This window comes from Rubellimicrobium aerolatum, assembly GCF_017872975.1.
In the GTDB taxonomy this organism is placed as follows: Bacteria; Pseudomonadota; Alphaproteobacteria; order Rhodobacterales; family Rhodobacteraceae; genus Rubellimicrobium; species Rubellimicrobium aerolatum.
Window position 1 is genome coordinate 13,973 of the sequence record NZ_JAGGJP010000005.1, and the last position, 18,930, is coordinate 32,902.

An 18,930-nucleotide genomic window follows, 5' to 3' on the forward strand; every position below is an offset into this window, starting at 1 on the left:
CCGGGTCAGGGGCCGGGCCGGGCGGGCACGGGATGGCGCCCGGCGGCGAGGTCGGCCAGCTTGAACACGAAGGGGTTGAGCGCGATGGACAGGAGCGCCGCCGCCAGCACGAGGTCGTGAGTCTCCGGGGCCAGCACCCCCAGAGTCACGCCGAGGCCCGCGAGGATGAAGGTGAACTCCCCCGCCTGGGCGAGGCTCGCCGCGACGGTCAGGCCGGTGCGGCGGTCCTGGCCGAAGAGCGTGGTGATGACCAGGGCGGCGACGGCCTTGCCGGCGGTGACGATGCCGAGGAGGCTCAGGACGGCGATGGGTCGCTCGATCAGGATGAGGGGGTCGAAGAGCATCCCCACGGAAACGAAGAACAGCACCGAGAAGGCGTCCCGCAGCGGCAGCGAGCGTTCCGCCGCGCTGTGGCCGAGCGGCGAGGCGGCGAGGACCAGCCCCGCCACGAAGGCCCCGAGCGCGAAGGAGGCCTCGAAGACGGCGTAGGCCAGCCAGGCGATGCCCATGGCGATGGCGAGCACGCCCAGCGTAAACAATTCGCGCGAGCGTTCGTGCGCGATGGCGATGAGGGTCGCGGGCAGGACGCGGGTGCCCACCACCGCCATCAGCACCACGAAGGCCGAGACCTTGAGGAGCACGAGCCCGACCGAGGCCGCGACGCCCCCGAGGTCCGGGGCGTCGCCGGTCGCCGCCAGCAGCGGCAGCAGGACCAGGGCCAGCACCATCACGAGATCCTCGACGATGAGCCAGCCCACCGCGAGGCGGCCCGTCGGGCTGCGGACCTGCCCCCGTTCTTCCAGCGCGCGGACGAGGACCACGGTGGAGGCGACCGAGACGGAGAAGCCCAGGAGCAGCGCCTCGGCGTGGCCCAGGCCGTAGGACAGGCCCAGCAGCCAGCCGAGGAGCGTCGCGGCGGCGATCTGTGCGATGGCGCCGGGGAGGGCCACGGCGCGCACGGCCATGAGGTCCTTGGGCGAGAAGTGCAGCCCGACCCCGAACATCAGCAGGATCACCCCGATCTCGGCCAGTTGCGGGGCGAGGTGGATGTCGGCCACGAAGCCCGGCGTGAACGGCCCGACGATCACCCCTGCCACGATGTAGCCCACCAGCGGCGAGAGCCGGAGCCGGTTGGCGACGAGGCCGAGCACGAAGGCCAGGACGAAGCCGGCCACGAGCAGGGTGATGAGGCTGTGGCCATCGTCCATCGGGTCTCCTGGGCTGGGGGGTCGCGCCCCCGATCTGGGGCCTCTCCCGGGTTGGGCGCAAGGCCGGTCCCGGCGAAAAGCGGGGCCGGGCCCGTCGGCGCGGCCGATCGCCTCCCTCCCCGGTCCTCCGTCCAGGCGCGGCGGGGCCTGACGGGGGCGGCGCCGCGGACGGGCCGTCGTGGCGGGGCGGGAGCGTGCCCCCCCCGGGCCGCGCCCTTCGGGGAGGGCGTCGCCCGGGCCGGCCGCCTCGACCGTGGCGGCCCGGGGCCGTCCCGCCCGGCCGGCGCGCGGCGGGTGCGGGCGGGCCGAGGGGAACGGGAGGTCGGGCGTCAGCCTTCGGGCGGGATCACGCCCTTGCGGAACAGGAAGCAGCCGTAGAAGCGCCGCTCGCCGGTCTGGATCACGGCATAGGCCTCGCGGGCGCGGTCGTAGAAGTCGAATCGCTCCACGCCGGCCATGCGGGCCTCGCGGCCGTCGGCGGCGTCGATGGCGTTCTGCACCTCCATCTGCACGGGGGGCACCGTCGCGGGCTCGCCCGCCACCTCCATGCGGGCGGCGTGATCCTCGACGAAGGTGTCGAGGGGGAGGACGGAGAGGATGGCCTCGATGGCCTGGGCGGCCGTGAGGTTCTCCATGTGCAGCAGCTCGCCCAGGTCGGTGTGGCGGGCGATGCTGTCCGCCGGGAAGTTGGTGTCGCAGACCACCACCACGTCGCCGTGCCCCATGGCGCGCAGCGCATACAGCACGTCGGCGTTGAGCCGGTTGTCGATCCCCTTGAGCATGGACGCGTTCCCTTGTTGATGCGTTCGCCGATGCCGGCGCGGACCAGATGCGCCCGGTCGGGGCCGGGCCGCAAGCGGAAGCGGTCGGCCGGAGCAGGGCCGGAAGTCGGGCCAGGAGTCGGGCCGGGCGCGGCGGAGCGGTCTGACTTGTCGCGGATGACGGGGCCGGGTCGGCGCTCCGCGATGGCGGGGTCGAGCCTGGCCCCGGGCCGCCCCGTGGGACGGTGGGGCCCCCTGCCCCGTCGCCCGCCTCAGAACGCCTTGAAGGTCAGCGTGGTGAGGGAGCGCTCGATCTCGGGGATGTCGAGGAGTCGCTCGTTGATGAAGTGGCCGATGTCGGCCCCCTCGGGGACGTAGAGCTTCATCAGCAGGTCCCAGTCGCCGCTGGTCGAGTAGAGCTCCGAATGGATCTCCTTGAGGGCGATGGCCTCGGCCACGCGGTAGGTGGTGCCGGGGCGGCAGCGGATCTGGACGAAGACGGGCGACATGGGGGCCTCTGCTCGGGCGGGGTGTCCGGCAGGGTGGCACGGCGGCAAGGTGGGCCGCAATCCCCGGGGCCGCCGGGTCAGCCGTGCTGGAGGAGGCGCGGGCCCGGTGCCGGGCCGTCCGCGCCCGGAGCGGCCGGCGGCTCGCCCGCGATGCGGCTGTAGCGGCGCGCGAGTTCCGACAGGAGCGCCCGGGTCTCGGCGGCGGAGAGCACGGCCGGGGCGGCGGGGGACGGGGACGGGCGGGGCGGCGCGGGCTCGGCGAAGGAGGGGAGCGGCGGGCGGGCCGGAACGGAGGCGGGGCCCGGGGCCGCCATCGACAGGCGGAGCCGCCGCTCGGGCCGGGCGGCCTCCGGCGGCGGGGACGGGGGAAACCCGGCGCTCGGCGGCGGGATGGCGGGGGTCGCCGCGTCCGGCGCGGTGGCCCCCGTCCTGGATGGGGGGACGGGATCGGACGAGGGGAGCGTCGGTTCCGGGAGGCTCGGCTGGGCCGACCCGTCCACGGACGCCGGCGCGTGGGGCGGACCGGCCGGGCGGAGCGCCGCGACGGGGTGGTCCGACGGGGCCGTCTCCGGCGCCGGAACGGTCGGACGGATCGGATCGGCGGGGCGCGGAGCCTCGGCGGCGAGGGCCGGGAGATCGGGGCGAGGAGTTGCCCCGACGATGGCGGGCACGGCGATGGGCACGGCGATGGGCACGGCGGCGGGATCGTGCGGGATCGAAGCCTCCATGGTGGCGACAGGCCCGGGCCTTTCCTCCTGGGGAACCGTCTCGCCGGCCGTCGCGGCTTCGGGGATGCGGTCGATCAGAGCGATGGAGCCGGACAGGGCGGGGGCGGACTCGTCGGGGTGGGTCGCAGGCACGGCGGAGACCGTCGCGGCGGCGCGGGCGGGCATGGCGGTGGGCGCGGCCGGGCCGGCGGCCTTGCGATGGGACGCGGCGGGGACGGCGGACAGGGCGACCTGGGCGAGCGTGCGGGGATCGGGGCGGCGGCCGAGGACGGCCTGGAGCGAGGGAAGGAGCGCGAACGCCTCCTCCAGCGCGTCGCCCCGGCGGTCGGAGAGCAGGATCGTCGCCAGCCGGGGGTTGCGCCAGTCGGCGAGGAGCGCGAGGTCGAGGGGCAGCGCCGCGCCCTGTCCTTCGCCGTGCCCGTCTTCGTCGTGCCAGTCTTCGCCGCGCCCGTCTTGCGTCAGGCCGGCGCGCGCGTCGCGCCCCTTCCCTTCGCCCAGCACGAGGAGGTCGATGCGGTTGCGGCGGGCGGCCTCCTTGGCGGGGCCGGACAGGGCGAAGGCCAGCACGTCGAAGCCCGCCGGCATGAGGGCCGTGGCGACCTGCGCGCGCAGCGATGAATCTCCTTCGACGATCAGGACCTGCATCCGATTCCCCTTTGCCTGCTGCCCGAATCCCACCTTGCCAGAAGATGCTTAAGGACCGGTGAATCGCCGGGCCGCCCGGCGCGGATCCGAGCGGCGGCCTTGACGGACGGGCGGGCGCGGGCCATGCGGGCGGCGCGACAGGGCGGAGACCAGGACCATGCGGCAGGCCACCATCGCGCGGCAAACGCGCGAGACCGACATCACCGTGACGCTGGACCTCGACGGGACCGGGCGCTCGGACTGCGCGACGGGCGTGGGGTTCTTCGACCACATGCTCGACCAACTGGCGAAGCATTCGCTGATCGACCTCCACGTGCGGGCCAAGGGCGACCTCCACATCGACGACCACCACACGGTCGAGGACGTGGGCATCGCGGTCGGGCAGGCCCTTCGCGAGGCCTTGGGCGACAAGCGGGGCATCCGCCGCTACGGGCACTTCGCGCTGGTGATGGACGACGCCAGGGTCGAGGCGGCGCTGGACCTGTCGGCGCGGCCCTGGCTGGCGTTCGAGGTGGGCTTCCCGACGCAGAAGATCGGCACCTTCGACACCGAGCTGGTGCGCGAGTTCTTCCAGGCGCTGTCCACCCACGGCGGCATCACCCTGCACGTCGACAAGGTGCGCGGGCTGAACAGCCACCACGTCGCGGAAGCCGCCTTCAAGGCCGTCGCCAAGGCGCTGCGGATGGCGGTGGAGCCCGACCCGCGCGCGGGGGACGCCCTGCCCTCCACCAAGGGCGCGCTATGACGACCGCGCTAATCGACATCGGGGTGGGCAACCTCCACTCCGCCGAGAAGGCCTTCGTGCGGATGGCGGAGGGGGCGACGGTCGTCGTGACGGCCGACCCCGAGGTGGTGCGCCGGGCCGACCGCATCGTGCTGCCGGGCGACGGGGCCTTCCCGCATTGCCGCCGGGCGCTGGCCGCCGCCGGGGGGCTGGAGGAGGCGGTGCTGGAGGCGGTGCGGGCGGGCAAGCCGCTGCTGGGCATCTGCGTGGGGATGCAGCTTCTCGCCACCGTGGGGCACGAGTTCGAGACGGTGCAGGGGCTGGGGCTGATCCCCGGCGAGGTGGCGCGGATCGCGCCCACGGACCCGGCGCTGAAGGTGCCGCACATGGGCTGGAACGACCTGATCGTGACGGGCGGCGGGCATCCGGTGCTGGAGGGGGTGGCGACGGGGGACCACGCCTATTTCGTGCATTCCTGGCAGATGCGGGTCGCGGACCCGGCGCATCGGCTGGCCCATGTGGACTACGGCGGCGAGGTGACCGCCATCGTCGGGCGCGACACCGTGGTGGCGACGCAGTTCCACCCGGAGAAGAGTCAGGCGACCGGGCTGCGGATCATCGGCAACTTCCTGCGGTGGAGGCCGTAGGGGCGCGGGCGGCCGGTCCCGGCGGAACGGTCGGATGGTGGTGTGGAACCCCATCCGACGCCGGCGGGAACAGGCGGGTTCGGAATCCAAGCGGGCGTAGGACGGGCTGAAGCCCGCCCTACGCGGCCGGGCCGGTTGCGCGCGAACCGCCTCGCGGCGGGCCGCCCTGGCGACTGCCCATCAACTTGGCCCAAATACGCAAGCGACGGGTCCCCAAAGGCCACCCGGCGCAGGATCATCGCCCGGGTCCGTCACGCCAGGAAGTCGAGGAGGTCCTGCGTCGCCCGCTCGGCGTGGGTGGCGAGGAAGCCGTGAGGGGCGCCGTCGTACTCGATCAGGCGAGCCTGCGGGATCATCCGGGCCGCCGCGCGGCCGGTGGGATCGATGGGCACGATGGCGTCGGAGGTGCCGTGGATCACCAGCGTCGGCAGGTCGAAGGCGGCCAGGTCGGGGCGGAAGTCCTCCTGCCAGGCGTCGATGCAGTTCACCGTGGCCTTGACGCTGGCGAGGAGCGCCATGTGGAGCGACCAGTGGAGGACGCCCTCGCTGGTGCCGGACAGGAGGCCCTGGCCGTAGAAGTTGCGGAAGAAGCCCTTCAGGAACTCGGGGCGGTCCTTGAGGATCTGCTCCTGCATCCCCTGGAGCATCTCCTTGGGCGCGCCGTCCGGGTTGTCGGGGGCCTGCACCAGATAGGGCGCGATGGAGCCGAGGAGCGCGGCCTTGCGGACGCCCCTTCCCTGATGGCGGCTCATGTAGCGGGCGACCTCGCCGCCGCCCATGGAGAAGCCGACGAGGGCGGCGTCCTGAAGGCCGAGGGCGTCGATGACGGCCGCGAGGTCGTCGGAGAGGGTGTCGTAATCGTAGCCGGTCCACGGCTGCTCGCTGCGCCCGAAGCCGCGCCGGTCGTAGGCGATCACGCGATGGCCGGCGCGGGCGAGGTGGTAGGCCTGATGCTCCCAGGAGTCGGCGTTGAGCGGCCAGCCGTGGATCAGCACCACGGGGCGGCCCGAGCCCCAGTCCTTGACGTAAAGGGCGGTGCCGTCGGCGGCCTCGATGCGGGGCATGGGGTTCTCCTTGGGATGCGGACGGCGTTTGAACGTCCGTCGAAGCGGGCTGTTCCGGGGGCCCCGGATTGAACTCCGCGCGCCCCCGTGCGAAGGGGAAGCCCTCCCCAAGGCAGCCCGAGTCCCCGATGATCCTGTATCCCGCCATCGACCTGAAGGACGGCCAGGCCGTGCGTCTCCTGCGCGGCGAGATGTCGGCGGCGACCGTGTTCAACGACGATCCGGCGGCCCAAGGGAAGGCCTTCGTGGAGGCCGGGGCGCGGTGGCTGCACCTCGTGGACCTCGACGGGGCCTTCGCGGGGGAGCCGCGCAACGCGAAGGCCGTGGAGGCGATCCTGGCGGCCTGCGCGGTGCCGGCGCAGCTCGGCGGCGGCATCCGCGACCGGGCGACGGTGGAGCGGTGGCTGGGCGCGGGGCTCGCGCGCGTGATCCTGGGGACGGCGGCGGTCGAGGACCCGGCTTTCGTGCGCGAGGTGGCGCGGACCTATCCGGGGCAGGTCGCGGTGGGGATCGACGCGCGGGAGAGCCGGGTCGCCACGCGCGGCTGGGCGGCGGAGACCGAGGCGACGGTGACGGATCTCGCCCGCGCCTACGAGGACGCGGGCATCGCGGCGATCATCTACACCGACATCGCGCGGGACGGCGCCATGCAGGGGCCGAACGTCGAGGCGACGGCGGCGCTGGCGGAAGCCGTCTCGATCCCCGTCATCGCGAGCGGCGGGGTGTCGTCGCTGGACGACCTGAGGCGGCTGAAGGGGACGGGCGTCGTCGCGGGGGCGATCGTGGGTCGCGCGCTCTATGACGGGGCGGTGGACCTGCGCGCGGCGCTGGAGACGCTGGCGGACTGATGGCGCTGCGCTGGCAGGAGATCGTCGTCATCCCGGAGGTGGAGGAATCCGTCCTCTGCGACTGCTGCGGCCAGCCCGCGCGCAGCGCCGAGGGGCGGCTGGTGCACCGCGAGGAGCCCGTGGGCCGGTTCTCGGTCCGCTGGCGGCCCGGCGTGCCCGAGCATCCGGCGCGGCACACGCTGTTCCTGGGCGACTGGACGCGCAAGGGCGGCATGGACGACGGGCCGGCGGTGGCGGTGGCCGAGTATCGGGGCGGCGAGAACCACGGCTTCGTGCTGCGGGACGACGCGGGCGTGCTGCTGAAGGCGCTCAAGCCCTGGCGGCCGCACTACATCCGGCGGGGGGAAGCGATCGGGCAGCCGCTGGGCGACGTGATCTTCGCGATGCTGGACGCGATCCACGTCAAGGACCCCCGGTTGCAGGAGATCCGGGGCTGGGCGGTGGCCTAGGACTGGCGTCCCACCCGGCGGCGCGCTAAACGCGCGCCATGCTCAAGACCCGCATCATCCCCTGCCTGGACGTGGCCGACGGCCGCGTGGTGAAGGGCGTCAACTTCGTCGAGCTTCGCGACGCCGGCGACCCGGTGGAGGCGGCGCGCGCCTACGACGCGGCGGGGGCGGACGAGCTCTGCTTCCTCGACATCCACGCCACCCACGAGAACCGGGGCACGATGTTCGACCTCGTGACCCGCACGGCCGAGAGCTGCTTCATGCCGCTGACGGTGGGCGGCGGCGTCCGGACGCCCGAGGACGTGCGCGCGCTGCTGCTGGCGGGCGCGGACAAGGTGTCGTTCAACTCCGCCGCCGTGGCGGACCCGGACGTGGTGGCGCGGGCGGCGGACCGCTTCGGCGCGCAGTGCATCGTCGTCGCCATCGACGCCAAGACCGTCGCGCCGGGGCGGTGGGAGATCTTCACCCATGGCGGCCGCAAGCCCACCGGCCTCGACGCGGTGGAGTTCGCCCGCACCGTCGCGGCCAAGGGCGCGGGGGAGATCCTGCTGACCTCCATGGACCGCGACGGCACGCGGGCGGGGTTCAACCTCCCCCTCACCCGCGCCATCGCCGACGCGGTGGAGATCCCCGTGATCGCGTCGGGGGGGGTCGGCACGCTCGACCACCTCGTGGAGGGCGTGACCGAGGGCCACGCGAGCGCGGTCCTCGCCGCCTCGATCTTCCACTTCGGCACCTACACCATCCCCCAGGCCAAGGCGCACATGGCGGCGGCCGGCATCCCGGTCCGCCTCGCATGAGCCTGGGCGAAGGAATCGGGCGCCTCGCCGCCACCATCGAATCGCGCAAGGGCGCGGACCCCGAGTCGTCCTGGACGGCCAGGCTGCTGTCGAAGGGGCCGGAAAAGGCCGCGCAGAAGTTCGGCGAGGAGGCCATCGAGGCCATCGTCGAGGCGGTGAAGGGCGACCGGGAGAAGCTGATCGCCGAGGCGGCCGATGCGCTCTATCACCTCCTCGTCATGTGCGCGGCGCGCGACGTGACGCTGGCGGACGTCGAGGCCGAGCTGGAGCGGCGCGAAGGGCGGTCCGGGCTGGAGGAGAAGGCGGCGCGGGGCTGAGGCCGGGTCGGTCGTCGGGCGGGGCTCGCTCCGCCACGGAACCTCGGCCGGTGGCGCGGATCCGGCCGGCGGAGCCTGGCGGGCTGAAGCCCGCCCTACGGGAGTCCCGCCGGACCTTGACGCGACCGATGGGTGCCCGCGAACGGCCGCCACATTCCGGCCACAAACCGGGCGCAAGCTGACCCATGTCAGACCGGCAGCAGCCCGAGTCGCGGGATCTCGATGGCGGGGCAGCGGTCCTGCACGACCTTGACGCCCATTCCTTCCGCGCGCCCCGCCGCCGCGTCGTCGCGCACGCCGAGCTGCGTCCAGATCGCGAAGGGCCGTGGAGATAGGGCGAGCGCTTGGTCCGTCACCCCCGCCACCTCCTCGCTGCGGCGGAAGACATCGATCATGTCCACCGGCTCGCGGATTTCCGCCAACGAGCCGCGCACCTTTTCGCCCAGGAACTCCTGCCCCGCCAGCCCCGGGTTGACCGGGATCACGCGATAGCCTCTGCTCTGGAGATACCTCGCGACCCCGTGACTGGGCCGCGAGGGATTGGCCGAGAAGCCCACGACGGCGATGGTCCTCACCCGCGAGAGGACATCGCGCACGAGGTCGTCGGTGGCGTGGGCCATGGTCGGTCTCCGAACAAAAAAACGCCCAGGCGGAAGGCCCGGGCGCAAGGTGTGGAACGAGGGACAGTGAAGCGAAACGCACAGGTTCCGATGTGCGTCATGAACAAGACGCGCGAGGGCCGCGCTTGTTCCCTGCCCCTTCACATTTCTTCGATCACGCTTTCGCGAGCGTGCTCAAGTGGCCGACGGGACTGACTCCGGCGAGGCTGCATAGAGCGCCACGGCCGCAGCGTTCGACACGTTGAGCGAACCGAAGCTACCCGCCGCGCCGATCCGAACCAGTTCGTCGCAGGTTGCCTGCGTCTTGTCGCGCAGGCCCGGCCCCTCGGCCCCCAGCACCAGCGCCACGGGCCGGTCGCGCCGCCCGTCCAGGGCCGCGCCGATGGTCCGTCCGCCCTCGCCCGCGAGGCCGAGAAGGAGGAAGCCCATCGCGCGCAGCTCCTCCATGGCGTCGGACAGGTTCTTGACGCGGATGTAGGGCTGCCGCTCCAGCGCGCCCGAGGCCGCCTTGGCGAGCGATCCGGTCTCGGGGGCGGCGTGCCGCTCCACCCCCACCACCGCGCGGGCGCCGAAGACCTCGGCCGAGCGCAGGATGGCGCCGACGTTGTGCGGGTCGGTCACGCGGTCGAGCAGCACGATCCGCGCCGGTCCCGGCCCGTCCGAAAGCGCGGCGTCGCGCAAGCTGCCCCAGTCGAGCGGCCTGGCCTCCAGCGCCGCGCCTTGGTGGACCGATTCGGGGTCGAGCGGGGCGGCGAAGCGGCGGGGGTCGCTGATCTCGGGCTCCAGGCCGCTGGCGGCCACGGCGTCGCCCAGCCTGTCGAGCGCGTTGGGCGTCACCACCAGCCGCAGCCGGGTCCGGCGCGGGTTGAGGAGCGCGTCGCGCACGGCATGGAGGCCGAAGAGCCAGATCGTCTCCTGCGCCGAGGCGCGGCGGGCGCGCTCCTTGTCGATGACCCACAGGGGTTTCTTCATGGGCGTCGCCTCCCTTGGCCTGTCCGGTCCTTGCCCCGCGACGGCGCGGCGCGCAATCCCTGTCGCTCCGGGCGGCGCGCGCTATCTGACGGAGCGACCGGACAGGAGGGCGGCGATGGCCGAGGACAGCAGCGAATCCGCCGGGCGCGCGGGCTACGAGGCGGGCCTGCGACGGCAGGCGCTCCTGAGCAACCCCTACCCCGCCGGGACCGAGGCCTTCCGCACCTGGCAGGCGGGCTGGCGCGAGGCGGAGGGCACCCCCCGCCCCGGCGACGCGCCCCCGGCGGTCGAGACGTCCTGACGGCAGGCGGTCAGGTTTCGTGTTGACCCCCCTGCGCGGGGCGGCTATCTCCCGCCTCGCGTCGGGCGACGAGCTGCAAGGTGCGGCAGCGGACTGTAACTCCGCCGGGGAGACCCATGCCTGGTTCGATTCCAGGGTCGCCCACCATCCCCCCTTTCCGGTGATCGATGCGGCAAGGCCGAGAGGCCCCTCCTCCTTCTTCGACCCCAAATATCCCGGGGGGAGCGCCGCAGGCGCGGGGGGCGGAGCCCCCTTCCGCACCGCCGACCCGCCCGTCTATGGTCCGCCGCGAAGGAGGACCACCATGACCGACAAGCCGCTCCATTTCGACACGCTGCAGGTCCATGCCGGGACCGCGCCCGATCCGGCGACGGGCGCGCGGCAGGTGCCGATCTACCAGACCACCGCCTACGTGTTCAAAGACGCCGACCACGCGGCGCGGCTCTTCGACCTGCGCGAGGTCGGCTACATCTACTCGCGCCTGACCAACCCGACGGTGATGGCGCTGGCCAACCGCATCGCCGCGCTGGAAGGGGGCGCGGGCGCGGTCTGCTGCTCCTCGGGGCACGCGGCGCAGATCATGGCGCTGTATCCGCTGATGGCGCCGGGGCGGAACATCGTCGCCTCGACGCGGCTTTACGGCGGCACGGTCACGCAGTTCACGCAGGTGTTCCGCAAGTTCGGCTGGTCGGCCAAGTTCGTGGACATCGACGACGAGGCCGCCCTGCGCGCCGCCGTGGACGGGGACACCCGCGCGATCTTCTGCGAGGCGATCACCAACCCCGGCGGGCACATCACCGACCTGCCGATGGTGGCGCGGGTGGCGAACGCGGCGGGGGTGCCGCTGGTCGTGGACAACACCTCGGCCACCCCCTACCTCTGCCGTCCCATCGAGCACGGGGCGACGATCGTCGTCCATTCGACGACGAAGTACCTGACCGGCAACGGCACGGTGACGGGCGGCTGCGTCGTCGATTCGGGTCAGTTCGACTGGTCGGCGAGCGACAAGTTCCCCTCGCTCTCGCAGCCCGAGCCCGCCTATCACGGGCTCAGGTTCCACGAGACCTTCGGGCCGATGGCACTGACCTTCCACGGCATCGCGGTGGGGCTGCGCGACCTCGGGATGACGATGAACCCGCAGGGCGCGCATTACACGCTCATGGGGATCGAGACTCTCAGCCTCCGCATGGAGCGGCACGTGAAGAACGCCATGGCCGTGGCGCGCTGGCTGGAGTCCGATCCGCGCGTGGCGGGCGTGACCTACGCGGGGCTGGAATCGTCGCCCTACTTCGCCCGCGCCGCCCGCATCTGCCCCAAGGGGGCGGGGGCGATCTTCACCGTCCAGCTCCGGGCCGGCTACGAGGGCTGCGTGCGCTTCGTGAACGCGCTCAGGCTGTTCAGCCACGTCGCCAACCTCGGCGACGCGCGCAGCCTCGTGATCCACTCGGCCTCCACCACGCACCGCCAACTCTCGGAGGAGCAGCAGCGCGCGGCGGGGGTGGCGCCGGATTCGGTGCGCCTGTCCATCGGCATCGAGGATTCGCGCGACCTCATCGCCGACCTGGACCAGGCGCTGAACGCCTGACCGGCCTCACTCGGCGATGGCGTAGGTGACCGAGACGCTGGCCGACAGCCTCAGCGAGCCGGGGGCGACCGGGACCGACCCGGCCGCCGCCGGCGCGGCCTGCCGGTCGAACATCGGCATCGGCGGCCCGTAGGAGCCGGACTCGCCGATCGCCAGCACCTCGCCCAGCGTGACGCCCGCCGCCTGCGCGAAGAGCTCCGCCCGCGCGCGGGCGTCGGCCACCGCCTCGCGCCGCGCCTCGTCGGTGAGCGCGCGGGGCTCGGCCACGTCGAAGCCGATGCCGTTGATCCGGTTGGCCCCGTCCGCCACCACCGCGTCGAGCACCCCGCCCAGGGCGCCCAGGTCGCGCACCGTCACCTCCAGGATCTGGGTGGCGACGAAGCCGGTCATGCGCGGCTGGCCGTCCGGCGTGTCGTAGTCGTAGGCGGGATCGAGCGCGAGCTGGCCGGTCTGGATGTCGGCCTGCGGGATGCCCTCGGTCCCGAGACGCGCCAGGACGGCGGCGGTTCCCTCGGACATGGCCTGCGTGGCCGCCTGCGCGGTCGGGGCCTGCTGGGACACCCCCAGCGAGACATGGGCCATGTCGGGCACCGCCGAGGCCCGCCCCTCGCCCACGACCTGGATCGTGCGGATCGGGGACGGCGGCGGCGGGGCCGATTGCGCCAGCAGGGCCAGCGGAGCGGCGGCGAGGATCAGGGCGGGGACGGCAGCCTTGAGGATGGACGGCATGGGGGGAGGCTCCTTTCGCTGGTCCCATGCTTCCGGGGGCGCGGCCCGGCGCGCAAGCCGGCCCGGGCAGGCTCGCGAAGAATTCGTCTCGAAATGCGCGGGAAGCTGCTGTAGGGCTCGGGAACGCCCCTCCCCTGTTCCGCGCCCCCCTCGGGGGATGATACACCCGGCCCCATGACCCCCCAACACGCTCTCTCCTTGTCCTTCGACGGGATCCGCCTCCTGCATCGCGGCCCGGACGGCTGGTCCGCCCTGGGCGAGGTGCCGCTCGACGCGCCCGACCTCGGGGCCGCGCTGGCCGACCTGCGCGGCCGCGCCGAGGCGATGGAGGACTGGGCCGGGACCACGCTCCTCCTGCCGCCCGAGCAGGTGCGCTTCCTGACCCTGGACGATCCCCAGGCCGACGAGGCCGCCGTGCGGGCGGCGCTCGACGGGGCCACGCCCTACCGGCTCGACGAGCTGGTGATCGACCACGCCGGCGACGGCCGCGCGACCCATGTCGCCGCCGTCGCCCGCGAGACGCTGGAGGAGGCCGAGTCCTTCGCCGCCGGGCACGGCTTCCGCCCCCTCGGCTTCGCCGTCCGCCGCGAGGACGGGTCCGAGGCCCGGTTCGGTCCGACCCGTCTCGCCGAGGCCCTCCGGCCCGAGGGCGTCGCGCCCCCCCCCGCTGCCCTGGATGCGACGGGCGAACGCGCCGAGCCCGAGCCCATCGCCGGGACTCCGGCCCTCGATCCCTTCGTCGAGTCCGAGCCGGAGCCGCCCGTCGCCGTCGCCGTCGCGCCCGCCGGGCCGCTGCCGGTGCCCGAGGCCCCCGACGCGAGCCCGCCCGCCGAGGCCCTGGCCCCTGCTCCCGCGGTCGAGGCCGCCGAACCGCCCTCCGGGCCCGCCGACGCGCTCGCGCTGGCCGAACCCGAAGGCCCCGAAGCCGAACCGGCGCCCGTCGCCGGGGCGGCCGCGCTCTCCTCCGAAGCGCCCGCCGTCGCGGTCGCGGAGGAGCCCGCCGCCGCGCCTCGGGCGCCCCTCGCGGCGAACGGCGTGCCGCAGCCCATCTTCGCCACCCGCGCACGGCCCTCGCACGGGCCGGAGAACGGCACCCATCCCGGCCGGGCCGAGCCCCGCCTCGCGCCGCCTCCCCCGCCATCCCCGGCTGCCGCCCCTCCGGTGGCGCGCGCGCCACGCGAGATCCGCGTGCCGCCCCGGATCGCCGCCCCCGCGACCCGGCGCGAGCCGACCCTGTCCGCCGCGCCCGAGCCGGCCCGCGCCGGGGCCTCCGTCATGGTGCCGCCCCCCGCCATCGCCTCGCCTCCCGTCGATCCGCCCCTGCGGGCCGCGCCCCCCGCCCCCGCCCCCGTCCCCGCCCCAGTCGCCACCCCGGCGACTCCGCTCCGGGCCGCCGCCCCGCGACCCCCCGCCCCGACCACCCCCCCGACCGCCGGGCCGACCGCCGGGCCGACCGCCGGGCCGACCGCCGTCGAGACGCGCGCCTCCGCCGCGCCGGCCCGGCGCTCCGGCCCACCGCGCTACCTCGGCCTGATCCTGACCGCCGTCCTGCTCCTGGTGATGGCCACGGTGGCCGTGCTGGCCGCCGCCTCGGACCGGGGCCTGTCCGGCCTGCTGCGGGGCGAGGCCGCCCGCCCGGCCGAGGCCGCCCTGGGCAGCACCGGCCTTGAGGACGCGGCCGCCGGGGAGACCGGCCCCGCCGTCACGAGCCCCCTCGTGCCCCGCCCCGTCGCCGTCGGTCAGGCCGCCATAGCGCCCGCCGAGGCCGAGCGCGTCTATGCCGCCACCGGCGTCTGGCTGCGTGCCCCGCGCCTGCCCGTCACCCCGCGCGCCGAGGCCCGCGCGGAGCCCGTCCTGACCCTCGCGCCCGACAAGGCGCCACCGGCGGCGCTGCCCGTCCTCGGGCCCGCCGGCCCCGACCGGCCGCTCTCCGCCGCGCTCGCCCTCCGCGACGACCGCGCGCCGGGCGCGGCCCTGCCGGAGGTCATCCTCGCCGCCGGGGCACCCGAGGTCCTGTCGGCCGCGCGCCCCCTGGCCCGCCCCGCCGCGCCCGAGGCCGCCCCGGCCGACACCGCCCCGGCCGACATCCCGCAGGCCGATACCGCCCCGACCGACACTGCCCCGACCGATACCGCGCAGGCCGCCCCGCGCCCCGGCGTGTCGCCGCGCGCGCGGCCGACGGACCCGGCCCTGCCCGCCGCCATGGCTCCCGCCGCCGAGGCCCCGCCCCCGCCCGGCGCGGTCGGCCTCGCGGGGCTGCGCCCCGCCCCGCGCCCCGAGGACCTCGCCCCCGCGCCGCCGCCCGAGGCGCTCGCCGCCTTCGACGGCCCGAGCCCCGCGCCCCGGCCCGACGGCCTCGCGCCCGAGGCCCCCGCCGCCCCGGACGTGAGCGACGCGGTCGCCGCCGCGCTGGCCGCGCCGCCCGCCGCCCCCGAGCCGCCGCCTGCGCCGGACCTCCAGTCCACCCTCGCCGCCATCGTCGAGAACGCGCCGCCGCTTCCCCAGGCGGCCCCGCCACCGCCCCCAGCGGCCCCGCCGCCCGCGCCCGCGCCCGCGCCCGCGCCAAGCCAGCCGCAGCGACCTTCGGGCGGAGTCGGCGTCGCGGGGCTCGCCCCCAACGAGCAGGCCGAGGCCAGCGAGGCCGAGCCCGCCAGCAGCGCCGCCGCGCTCGCCTCGGGGCCCACCGCCGCCAGCGTGGCGCAGGCCGCGACCAGCGCCGACGCGATGGCGCTGCGGGACATCAACCTGATCGGCGTCTTCGGCCAGCCCAACGACCGCCGCGCCCTCGTGCGGATGCCGAACGGGCGCTACCTGCGGGTGGGCGTGGGCGACGGGCTCGACGGCGGGCAGGTCACCGCCATCGGCGACAACGCCCTGAACTACGTCAAGCGCGGGCGCACCCTGGTCCTGGCGATCCCCGGCGGCTGACCCGCCGGGGACCGGGCCGCCTCAGCCGGTGACCCCGGCCTCGTCGAAGCTCGCCATGCCGGACTGGCAGGCGGCGGCGGCGCGGGCCACCGCGATGGCCACCGCCGCGCCCGAGCCCTCGCCCAGACGCATCCCCAAGGTCAGGATCGGGTCCAGCTCCAGCCGTTGCAGGAGCGCCCGGTGGGCGGCCTCGGCGCTCTGGTGCCCCGCCTGCGCGTGGTCGAGCGCCCCGGGCACCGCCCGCTCCAGCACGGCGGCGGCGGCGGTGCAGATGAAGCCGTCGAGGATCACCGGCACCCGCCGCGCCCGCGCGCCCGCGACGGCCCCGGCCATGGCCGCGATCTCGCGCCCGCCCAGGCACCGCAGCGCCTCCAGCGCGTCGCCCCGCGCGCCGGGGTTGGCGCGGAGCCCCGCCTCCACCGCCTCGGCCTTCCGCGCGAGCCCCGCCTCGTCCACCCCGGTCCCGCGCCCGACCCAGTCGCGCGCGTCGCCGCCGAACAGCGCGCAGGCCAGCGCCGCCGCCGACGTGGTGTTGCCGATGCCCATCTCGCCCGGCACGAGAAGGTCCGAACCGGCCTCCACCGCGTCCCATCCGGCGGCCAGGGCGGCCACGCACTCGGCCTCGGTCATCGCGGGGCCTTGCGTGAAGTCCGCCGTGGGCCGGTCGAGGTCGAGCGAATGGACCGTCAGCCGCGCCCCGGCGGCGCGGGCGAGCTGGTTGATGGCCGCGCCCCCGGCCTCGAAGTTGGCGACCATCTGCACCGTCACCTCGGCGGGAAAGGCCGAGACGCCGCGCGCCGTCACCCCATGGTTCCCCGCGAAGACCGCGATCTGCGGATGGTCCACGTGCGGCCGCGCCGTGCCCTGCCATTCGGCCAGCCAGAGCGCCAGATCCTCCAGCCGCCCGAGCGAGCGGGGCGGCTTGGTCAGGCGGTCGTTGCGCGCCTCGGCCTGGGCGCGGGCGGCGGCATCGGGGCCAGGGGCGGCGGCGAGGACCTCGCGGAACCGGGCGAGAGTCGAGAAGGGGGCCATGGTCTTCCTCGTTGCAAGTCGGTGGCCCCCTCCCTAAAGCAACGGGCAGCGAAGGGAAGTCAGGGATGCCCCACTCGGAAAATCCGCGCCTCATGGACGTTTGCGAGGCGTTCCTCTTCCTCACGCGCCTGCCCGGCCCTTCCCTTGCCGTCCCGCGTGGCGCAAGGGCGTCCTGGGCCTGGCCGCTGGCCGGCGCGGGCGTCGGTTTCCTGTCCGGGGGCGTCGCATCCGTCGCCTTCGGGGGAGGCCTTTCGGCCGGGGCCGCCGCCGCGCTGGCCCTCGCCACGCAGGCGCTCCTCACCGGCGGCCTGCACGAGGACGGCCTTGCCGACAGCGCCGACGGGTTCGGGGGCGGCCGCACGCCCGAGCGGCGGCTGGAGATCATGAAGGACAGCCGCATCGGCAGCCACGGCGCGCTGGCGCTGATCCTGTCCCTCCTGATTCGCTGGAGCGCGCTGGCCGCCCTGCTGGTCGAGGGCTCCGCCTGGGGCGCGCTGGTGGCGGCCGGGGCGCTGAGCAGATGGCCGATGGCCTGGATGCTCCACCGCCTGCCACCTGCGCGCGAGGGTGGGCTGTCGCGCCTGATCGGCCGACCCGGCGCGGGGCCGCTCGCGCTCGGCGCGGCCGTGGCGCTGATGCTGGCGCTCTTGGGCACCGGGGCCTCCGCCCTGCCCGCCACCCTGGCCGTCGCGCTGGTCGCGCTCCTCTGGACGCCCGCCGTGCGCCGCCTCGTCGGCGGCCAGACCGGCGACACCTGCGGCGCGGCGCAGCAACTGGCCGAGGCCGCCGCGCTCCTCGCCCTCGCCGCCTGATCCTGACCCTTCAACCTGGCCCGACGCACGCGAGCGACGCCGGTCCCGGCCCGCCGATCGAGTCCCTGCCCTTCAACTTGGCCCAAATACGCCCTTCGCGCCCGACCCCGCCAGGCGCGCGGCCCTCAGATCTGGCGCTCGGGCATCACGACCCGCAGCCCGTCCAGCGCCGCCGTCACCTTGATCTGGCAGGTCAGCCGCGACCGCTGGGGATCGGGTTGATAGGCGAAGTCGAGCATGTCCTCCTCCATCGCGTCCTTGGGCGGCAGCTTCCCGACCCAGGCCGGATCGACGTAGACATGGCAGGTCGAGCAGGCGCAGGCCCCGCCGCAATCCGCCTCGATGCCGGGGATGCCGTTGTCGCGCGCGCCCTCCATGACGGTCAGGCCCTCGCGCACCTCGACGACGTGCTCGCGGCCAGAGTGCTCGACATAGGTGATCCGGGCCATGGTCCTGCCTTCCGTGAAGATGCCGCGCCTATCTAGGCCGAGGCGCGGCGGGGTTCCAGGGGCGGCCTTGCCCCGCGCCCCGCAGGCCCGCTAGCCTCCCCGCGCATGACGCCTCCTCCCGATCCCGCCCAGGACGCCCGGGCCGAGGCCTTCCTCCGCGCCCACCTGCCCCCGGCGGAGGTCGCGGGCACCGGCCTGCGGCTCCATCTCGCCGGGCCGAGGAGCGGCCTCGCCCGGCTCGTGCCCGCCGGTGGGACGCCCTACTGGGCCCATGCCTGGCCGGGGGGCGTCGCGCTGGCGCTCCATCTCGGCGCCCACCCCGGGACGGTTCGGGGGCGCCCGGTCCTCGACCTCGGCGCGGGATCCGGGATCGCCGCCCTGGCCGCGCTCCGCGCCGGGGCGTCGCGGGCGACGGCGGTCGATTCCGACCCCCTCGCCGCCATGGCCGCCCGGCTCAACGCCGAGGCGAACGGCCTGCCGCCGCCGCGCGCCCTGACGCTGCCGCCCGACCGGCTGGCCGAGTCGACCGCCGCCGCGCCGCCCGGGGCGACGATCCTGGCGGGAGACATCTTCTACGACGCGGAGGCGGCCCGGCAGGCCACCGCCGCGCTCGACGCCGCCCCGCCCGACGCGACGATCCTCGTGGGCGACATCGGCCGCCGCTTCCTGCCCCTCGACCGGCTGGAGCCCCTCGCCGCCTACCCGGCGCGCGACCTCGGCGACCCGCCCTCGGCCCCGGCGCGCGAGGGATGGGTGTTCCGCTGGCGGCGCTGACGAAAAAGGGCGCCCCACGGGGCGCCCT

At 75.2% G+C, this 18,930-nt stretch carries 21 protein-coding genes and 1 tRNA gene; 12 read left to right on the forward strand and 10 right to left on the reverse strand.

What is annotated here, in order from left to right:
* Positions 1 to 5: 5 nt before the first annotated feature.
* The 4 genes from J2Z33_RS07230 to J2Z33_RS07245 all read right to left on the reverse strand — a co-directional run bounded on the left by J2Z33_RS07230 (position 6) and on the right by J2Z33_RS07245 (position 3,851).
* Positions 6 to 1,208: a cation:proton antiporter domain-containing protein gene (locus J2Z33_RS07230; protein ID WP_209839385.1), complete on the reverse strand. Its 1,203-nt coding sequence runs from the start codon at positions 1,206 to 1,208 to the stop codon at positions 6 to 8.
* 329 nt (positions 1,209 to 1,537) lie between these two features.
* The gene (locus J2Z33_RS07235) at positions 1,538 to 1,990 is read right to left on the reverse strand and encodes an RbsD/FucU family protein (RefSeq protein ID WP_209839387.1); all 453 of its coding nucleotides are present in this window, start codon (positions 1,988 to 1,990) and stop codon (positions 1,538 to 1,540) included.
* Between the two features lie 251 nt (positions 1,991 to 2,241).
* Positions 2,242 to 2,478: an Lrp/AsnC ligand binding domain-containing protein gene (locus tag J2Z33_RS07240; protein WP_209839389.1), complete on the reverse strand. Its 237-nt coding sequence runs from the start codon at positions 2,476 to 2,478 to the stop codon at positions 2,242 to 2,244.
* A 77-nt stretch (positions 2,479 to 2,555) separates the two neighbouring features.
* Positions 2,556 to 3,851, reverse strand: coding sequence for a response regulator transcription factor (locus J2Z33_RS07245; RefSeq protein ID WP_209839390.1), 1,296 nt, complete (start codon positions 3,849 to 3,851; stop codon positions 2,556 to 2,558).
* 157 nt (positions 3,852 to 4,008) lie between these two features.
* Here J2Z33_RS07245 and hisB point away from each other — a divergent pair, with 157 nt between their 5' ends.
* Together hisB and hisH are read left to right on the forward strand one after the other, a co-directional pair.
* A complete protein-coding gene (hisB, locus tag J2Z33_RS07250; RefSeq protein ID WP_209839392.1) occupies positions 4,009 to 4,596 on the forward strand; it encodes an imidazoleglycerol-phosphate dehydratase HisB in 588 nt (195 codons plus the stop codon).
* Positions 4,593 to 5,222, forward strand: a complete 630-nt coding sequence (gene hisH, locus J2Z33_RS07255) for an imidazole glycerol phosphate synthase subunit HisH (RefSeq protein WP_209839394.1) — start codon at positions 4,593 to 4,595, stop codon at positions 5,220 to 5,222. Before hisB ends, hisH begins: the two co-directional genes overlap by 4 nt.
* Positions 5,223 to 5,473: 251 nt before the next feature.
* On the opposite strand, the gene J2Z33_RS07260 is transcribed toward hisH, so the two are convergent.
* Complete coding sequence (locus J2Z33_RS07260; protein ID WP_209839396.1) at positions 5,474 to 6,286, reverse strand: alpha/beta fold hydrolase; 813 nt, start codon at positions 6,284 to 6,286, stop codon at positions 5,474 to 5,476.
* 128 nt (positions 6,287 to 6,414) lie between these two features.
* Here J2Z33_RS07260 and hisA point away from each other — a divergent pair, with 128 nt between their 5' ends.
* From hisA to J2Z33_RS07280, 4 genes are read left to right on the forward strand one after another with little or no spacing between them, the layout of a single operon-like run.
* A complete protein-coding gene (gene hisA / locus J2Z33_RS07265; protein ID WP_209839398.1) occupies positions 6,415 to 7,134 on the forward strand; it encodes a 1-(5-phosphoribosyl)-5-[(5-phosphoribosylamino)methylideneamino]imidazole-4-carboxamide isomerase in 720 nt (239 codons plus the stop codon).
* On the forward strand, positions 7,134 to 7,583 hold the full coding sequence (locus tag J2Z33_RS07270; RefSeq protein WP_209839400.1) for a hypothetical protein: 450 nt from the start codon (positions 7,134 to 7,136) through the stop codon (positions 7,581 to 7,583). The genes hisA and J2Z33_RS07270 overlap by 1 nt, the downstream gene beginning before the upstream one ends.
* 38 nt (positions 7,584 to 7,621) lie before the next feature.
* Entirely contained in the window at positions 7,622 to 8,383 is a 762-nt protein-coding gene (hisF, locus tag J2Z33_RS07275; protein WP_209839402.1) for an imidazole glycerol phosphate synthase subunit HisF, read from the forward strand.
* On the forward strand, positions 8,380 to 8,700 hold the full coding sequence (locus J2Z33_RS07280; protein ID WP_209839404.1) for a phosphoribosyl-ATP diphosphatase: 321 nt from the start codon (positions 8,380 to 8,382) through the stop codon (positions 8,698 to 8,700). Before hisF ends, J2Z33_RS07280 begins: the two co-directional genes overlap by 4 nt.
* Before the next feature lie 188 nt (positions 8,701 to 8,888).
* On the opposite strand, the gene J2Z33_RS07285 is transcribed toward J2Z33_RS07280, so the two are convergent.
* Both J2Z33_RS07285 and J2Z33_RS07290 read right to left on the reverse strand, forming a co-directional pair.
* Entirely contained in the window at positions 8,889 to 9,320 is a 432-nt protein-coding gene (locus J2Z33_RS07285) for a CoA-binding protein (protein WP_209839405.1), read from the reverse strand.
* Between the two features lie 174 nt (positions 9,321 to 9,494).
* Positions 9,495 to 10,292: a TrmH family RNA methyltransferase gene (locus tag J2Z33_RS07290; protein ID WP_209839408.1), complete on the reverse strand. Its 798-nt coding sequence runs from the start codon at positions 10,290 to 10,292 to the stop codon at positions 9,495 to 9,497.
* Positions 10,293 to 10,407: 115 nt separating this feature from the next.
* Here J2Z33_RS07290 and J2Z33_RS07295 point away from each other — a divergent pair, with 115 nt between their 5' ends.
* The 3 genes from J2Z33_RS07295 to J2Z33_RS07305 all read left to right on the forward strand — a co-directional run bounded on the left by J2Z33_RS07295 (position 10,408) and on the right by J2Z33_RS07305 (position 12,178).
* Complete coding sequence (locus J2Z33_RS07295; RefSeq protein WP_209839410.1) at positions 10,408 to 10,593, forward strand: ribosome modulation factor; 186 nt, start codon at positions 10,408 to 10,410, stop codon at positions 10,591 to 10,593.
* A 63-nt stretch (positions 10,594 to 10,656) separates the two neighbouring features.
* Positions 10,657 to 10,740, forward strand: a tRNA-Tyr gene (locus J2Z33_RS07300).
* 157 nt (positions 10,741 to 10,897) lie between these two features.
* Positions 10,898 to 12,178 (forward strand): O-acetylhomoserine aminocarboxypropyltransferase/cysteine synthase family protein, encoded by a 1,281-nt coding sequence (locus J2Z33_RS07305; RefSeq protein WP_209839412.1) that lies wholly within the window; start codon positions 10,898 to 10,900, stop codon positions 12,176 to 12,178.
* A 6-nt stretch (positions 12,179 to 12,184) separates the two neighbouring features.
* Here J2Z33_RS07305 and J2Z33_RS07310 read toward each other — a convergent pair whose 3' ends face one another.
* Positions 12,185 to 12,907 carry an SIMPL domain-containing protein gene (locus J2Z33_RS07310; protein ID WP_209839414.1) on the reverse strand — a complete coding sequence of 241 codons (723 nt, stop codon included), beginning with the start codon at positions 12,905 to 12,907 and terminating at the stop codon, positions 12,185 to 12,187.
* Between the two features lie 174 nt (positions 12,908 to 13,081).
* Between J2Z33_RS07310 and J2Z33_RS18670 the strand changes: the two genes are divergently transcribed.
* Positions 13,082 to 15,835: a hypothetical protein gene (locus J2Z33_RS18670; protein ID WP_280922886.1), complete on the forward strand. Its 2,754-nt coding sequence runs from the start codon at positions 13,082 to 13,084 to the stop codon at positions 15,833 to 15,835.
* 21 nt (positions 15,836 to 15,856) lie between these two features.
* On the opposite strand, the gene cobT is transcribed toward J2Z33_RS18670, so the two are convergent.
* Positions 15,857 to 16,867: a nicotinate-nucleotide--dimethylbenzimidazole phosphoribosyltransferase gene (cobT, locus tag J2Z33_RS07320; RefSeq protein WP_209839416.1), complete on the reverse strand. Its 1,011-nt coding sequence runs from the start codon at positions 16,865 to 16,867 to the stop codon at positions 15,857 to 15,859.
* A gap of 65 nt (positions 16,868 to 16,932) precedes the next feature.
* Here cobT and cobS point away from each other — a divergent pair, with 65 nt between their 5' ends.
* Positions 16,933 to 17,679 (forward strand): adenosylcobinamide-GDP ribazoletransferase, encoded by a 747-nt coding sequence (cobS, locus tag J2Z33_RS07325; protein ID WP_209839418.1) that lies wholly within the window; start codon positions 16,933 to 16,935, stop codon positions 17,677 to 17,679.
* A gap of 125 nt (positions 17,680 to 17,804) precedes the next feature.
* On the opposite strand, the gene J2Z33_RS07330 is transcribed toward cobS, so the two are convergent.
* Complete coding sequence (locus tag J2Z33_RS07330; protein WP_209839420.1) at positions 17,805 to 18,128, reverse strand: 2Fe-2S iron-sulfur cluster-binding protein; 324 nt, start codon at positions 18,126 to 18,128, stop codon at positions 17,805 to 17,807.
* 105 nt (positions 18,129 to 18,233) lie between these two features.
* On the opposite strand from J2Z33_RS07330, the gene J2Z33_RS07335 reads away from it, so the two are divergent.
* On the forward strand, positions 18,234 to 18,902 hold the full coding sequence (locus J2Z33_RS07335; RefSeq protein WP_209839422.1) for a class I SAM-dependent methyltransferase: 669 nt from the start codon (positions 18,234 to 18,236) through the stop codon (positions 18,900 to 18,902).
* Positions 18,903 to 18,930 lie beyond the last annotated feature (28 nt).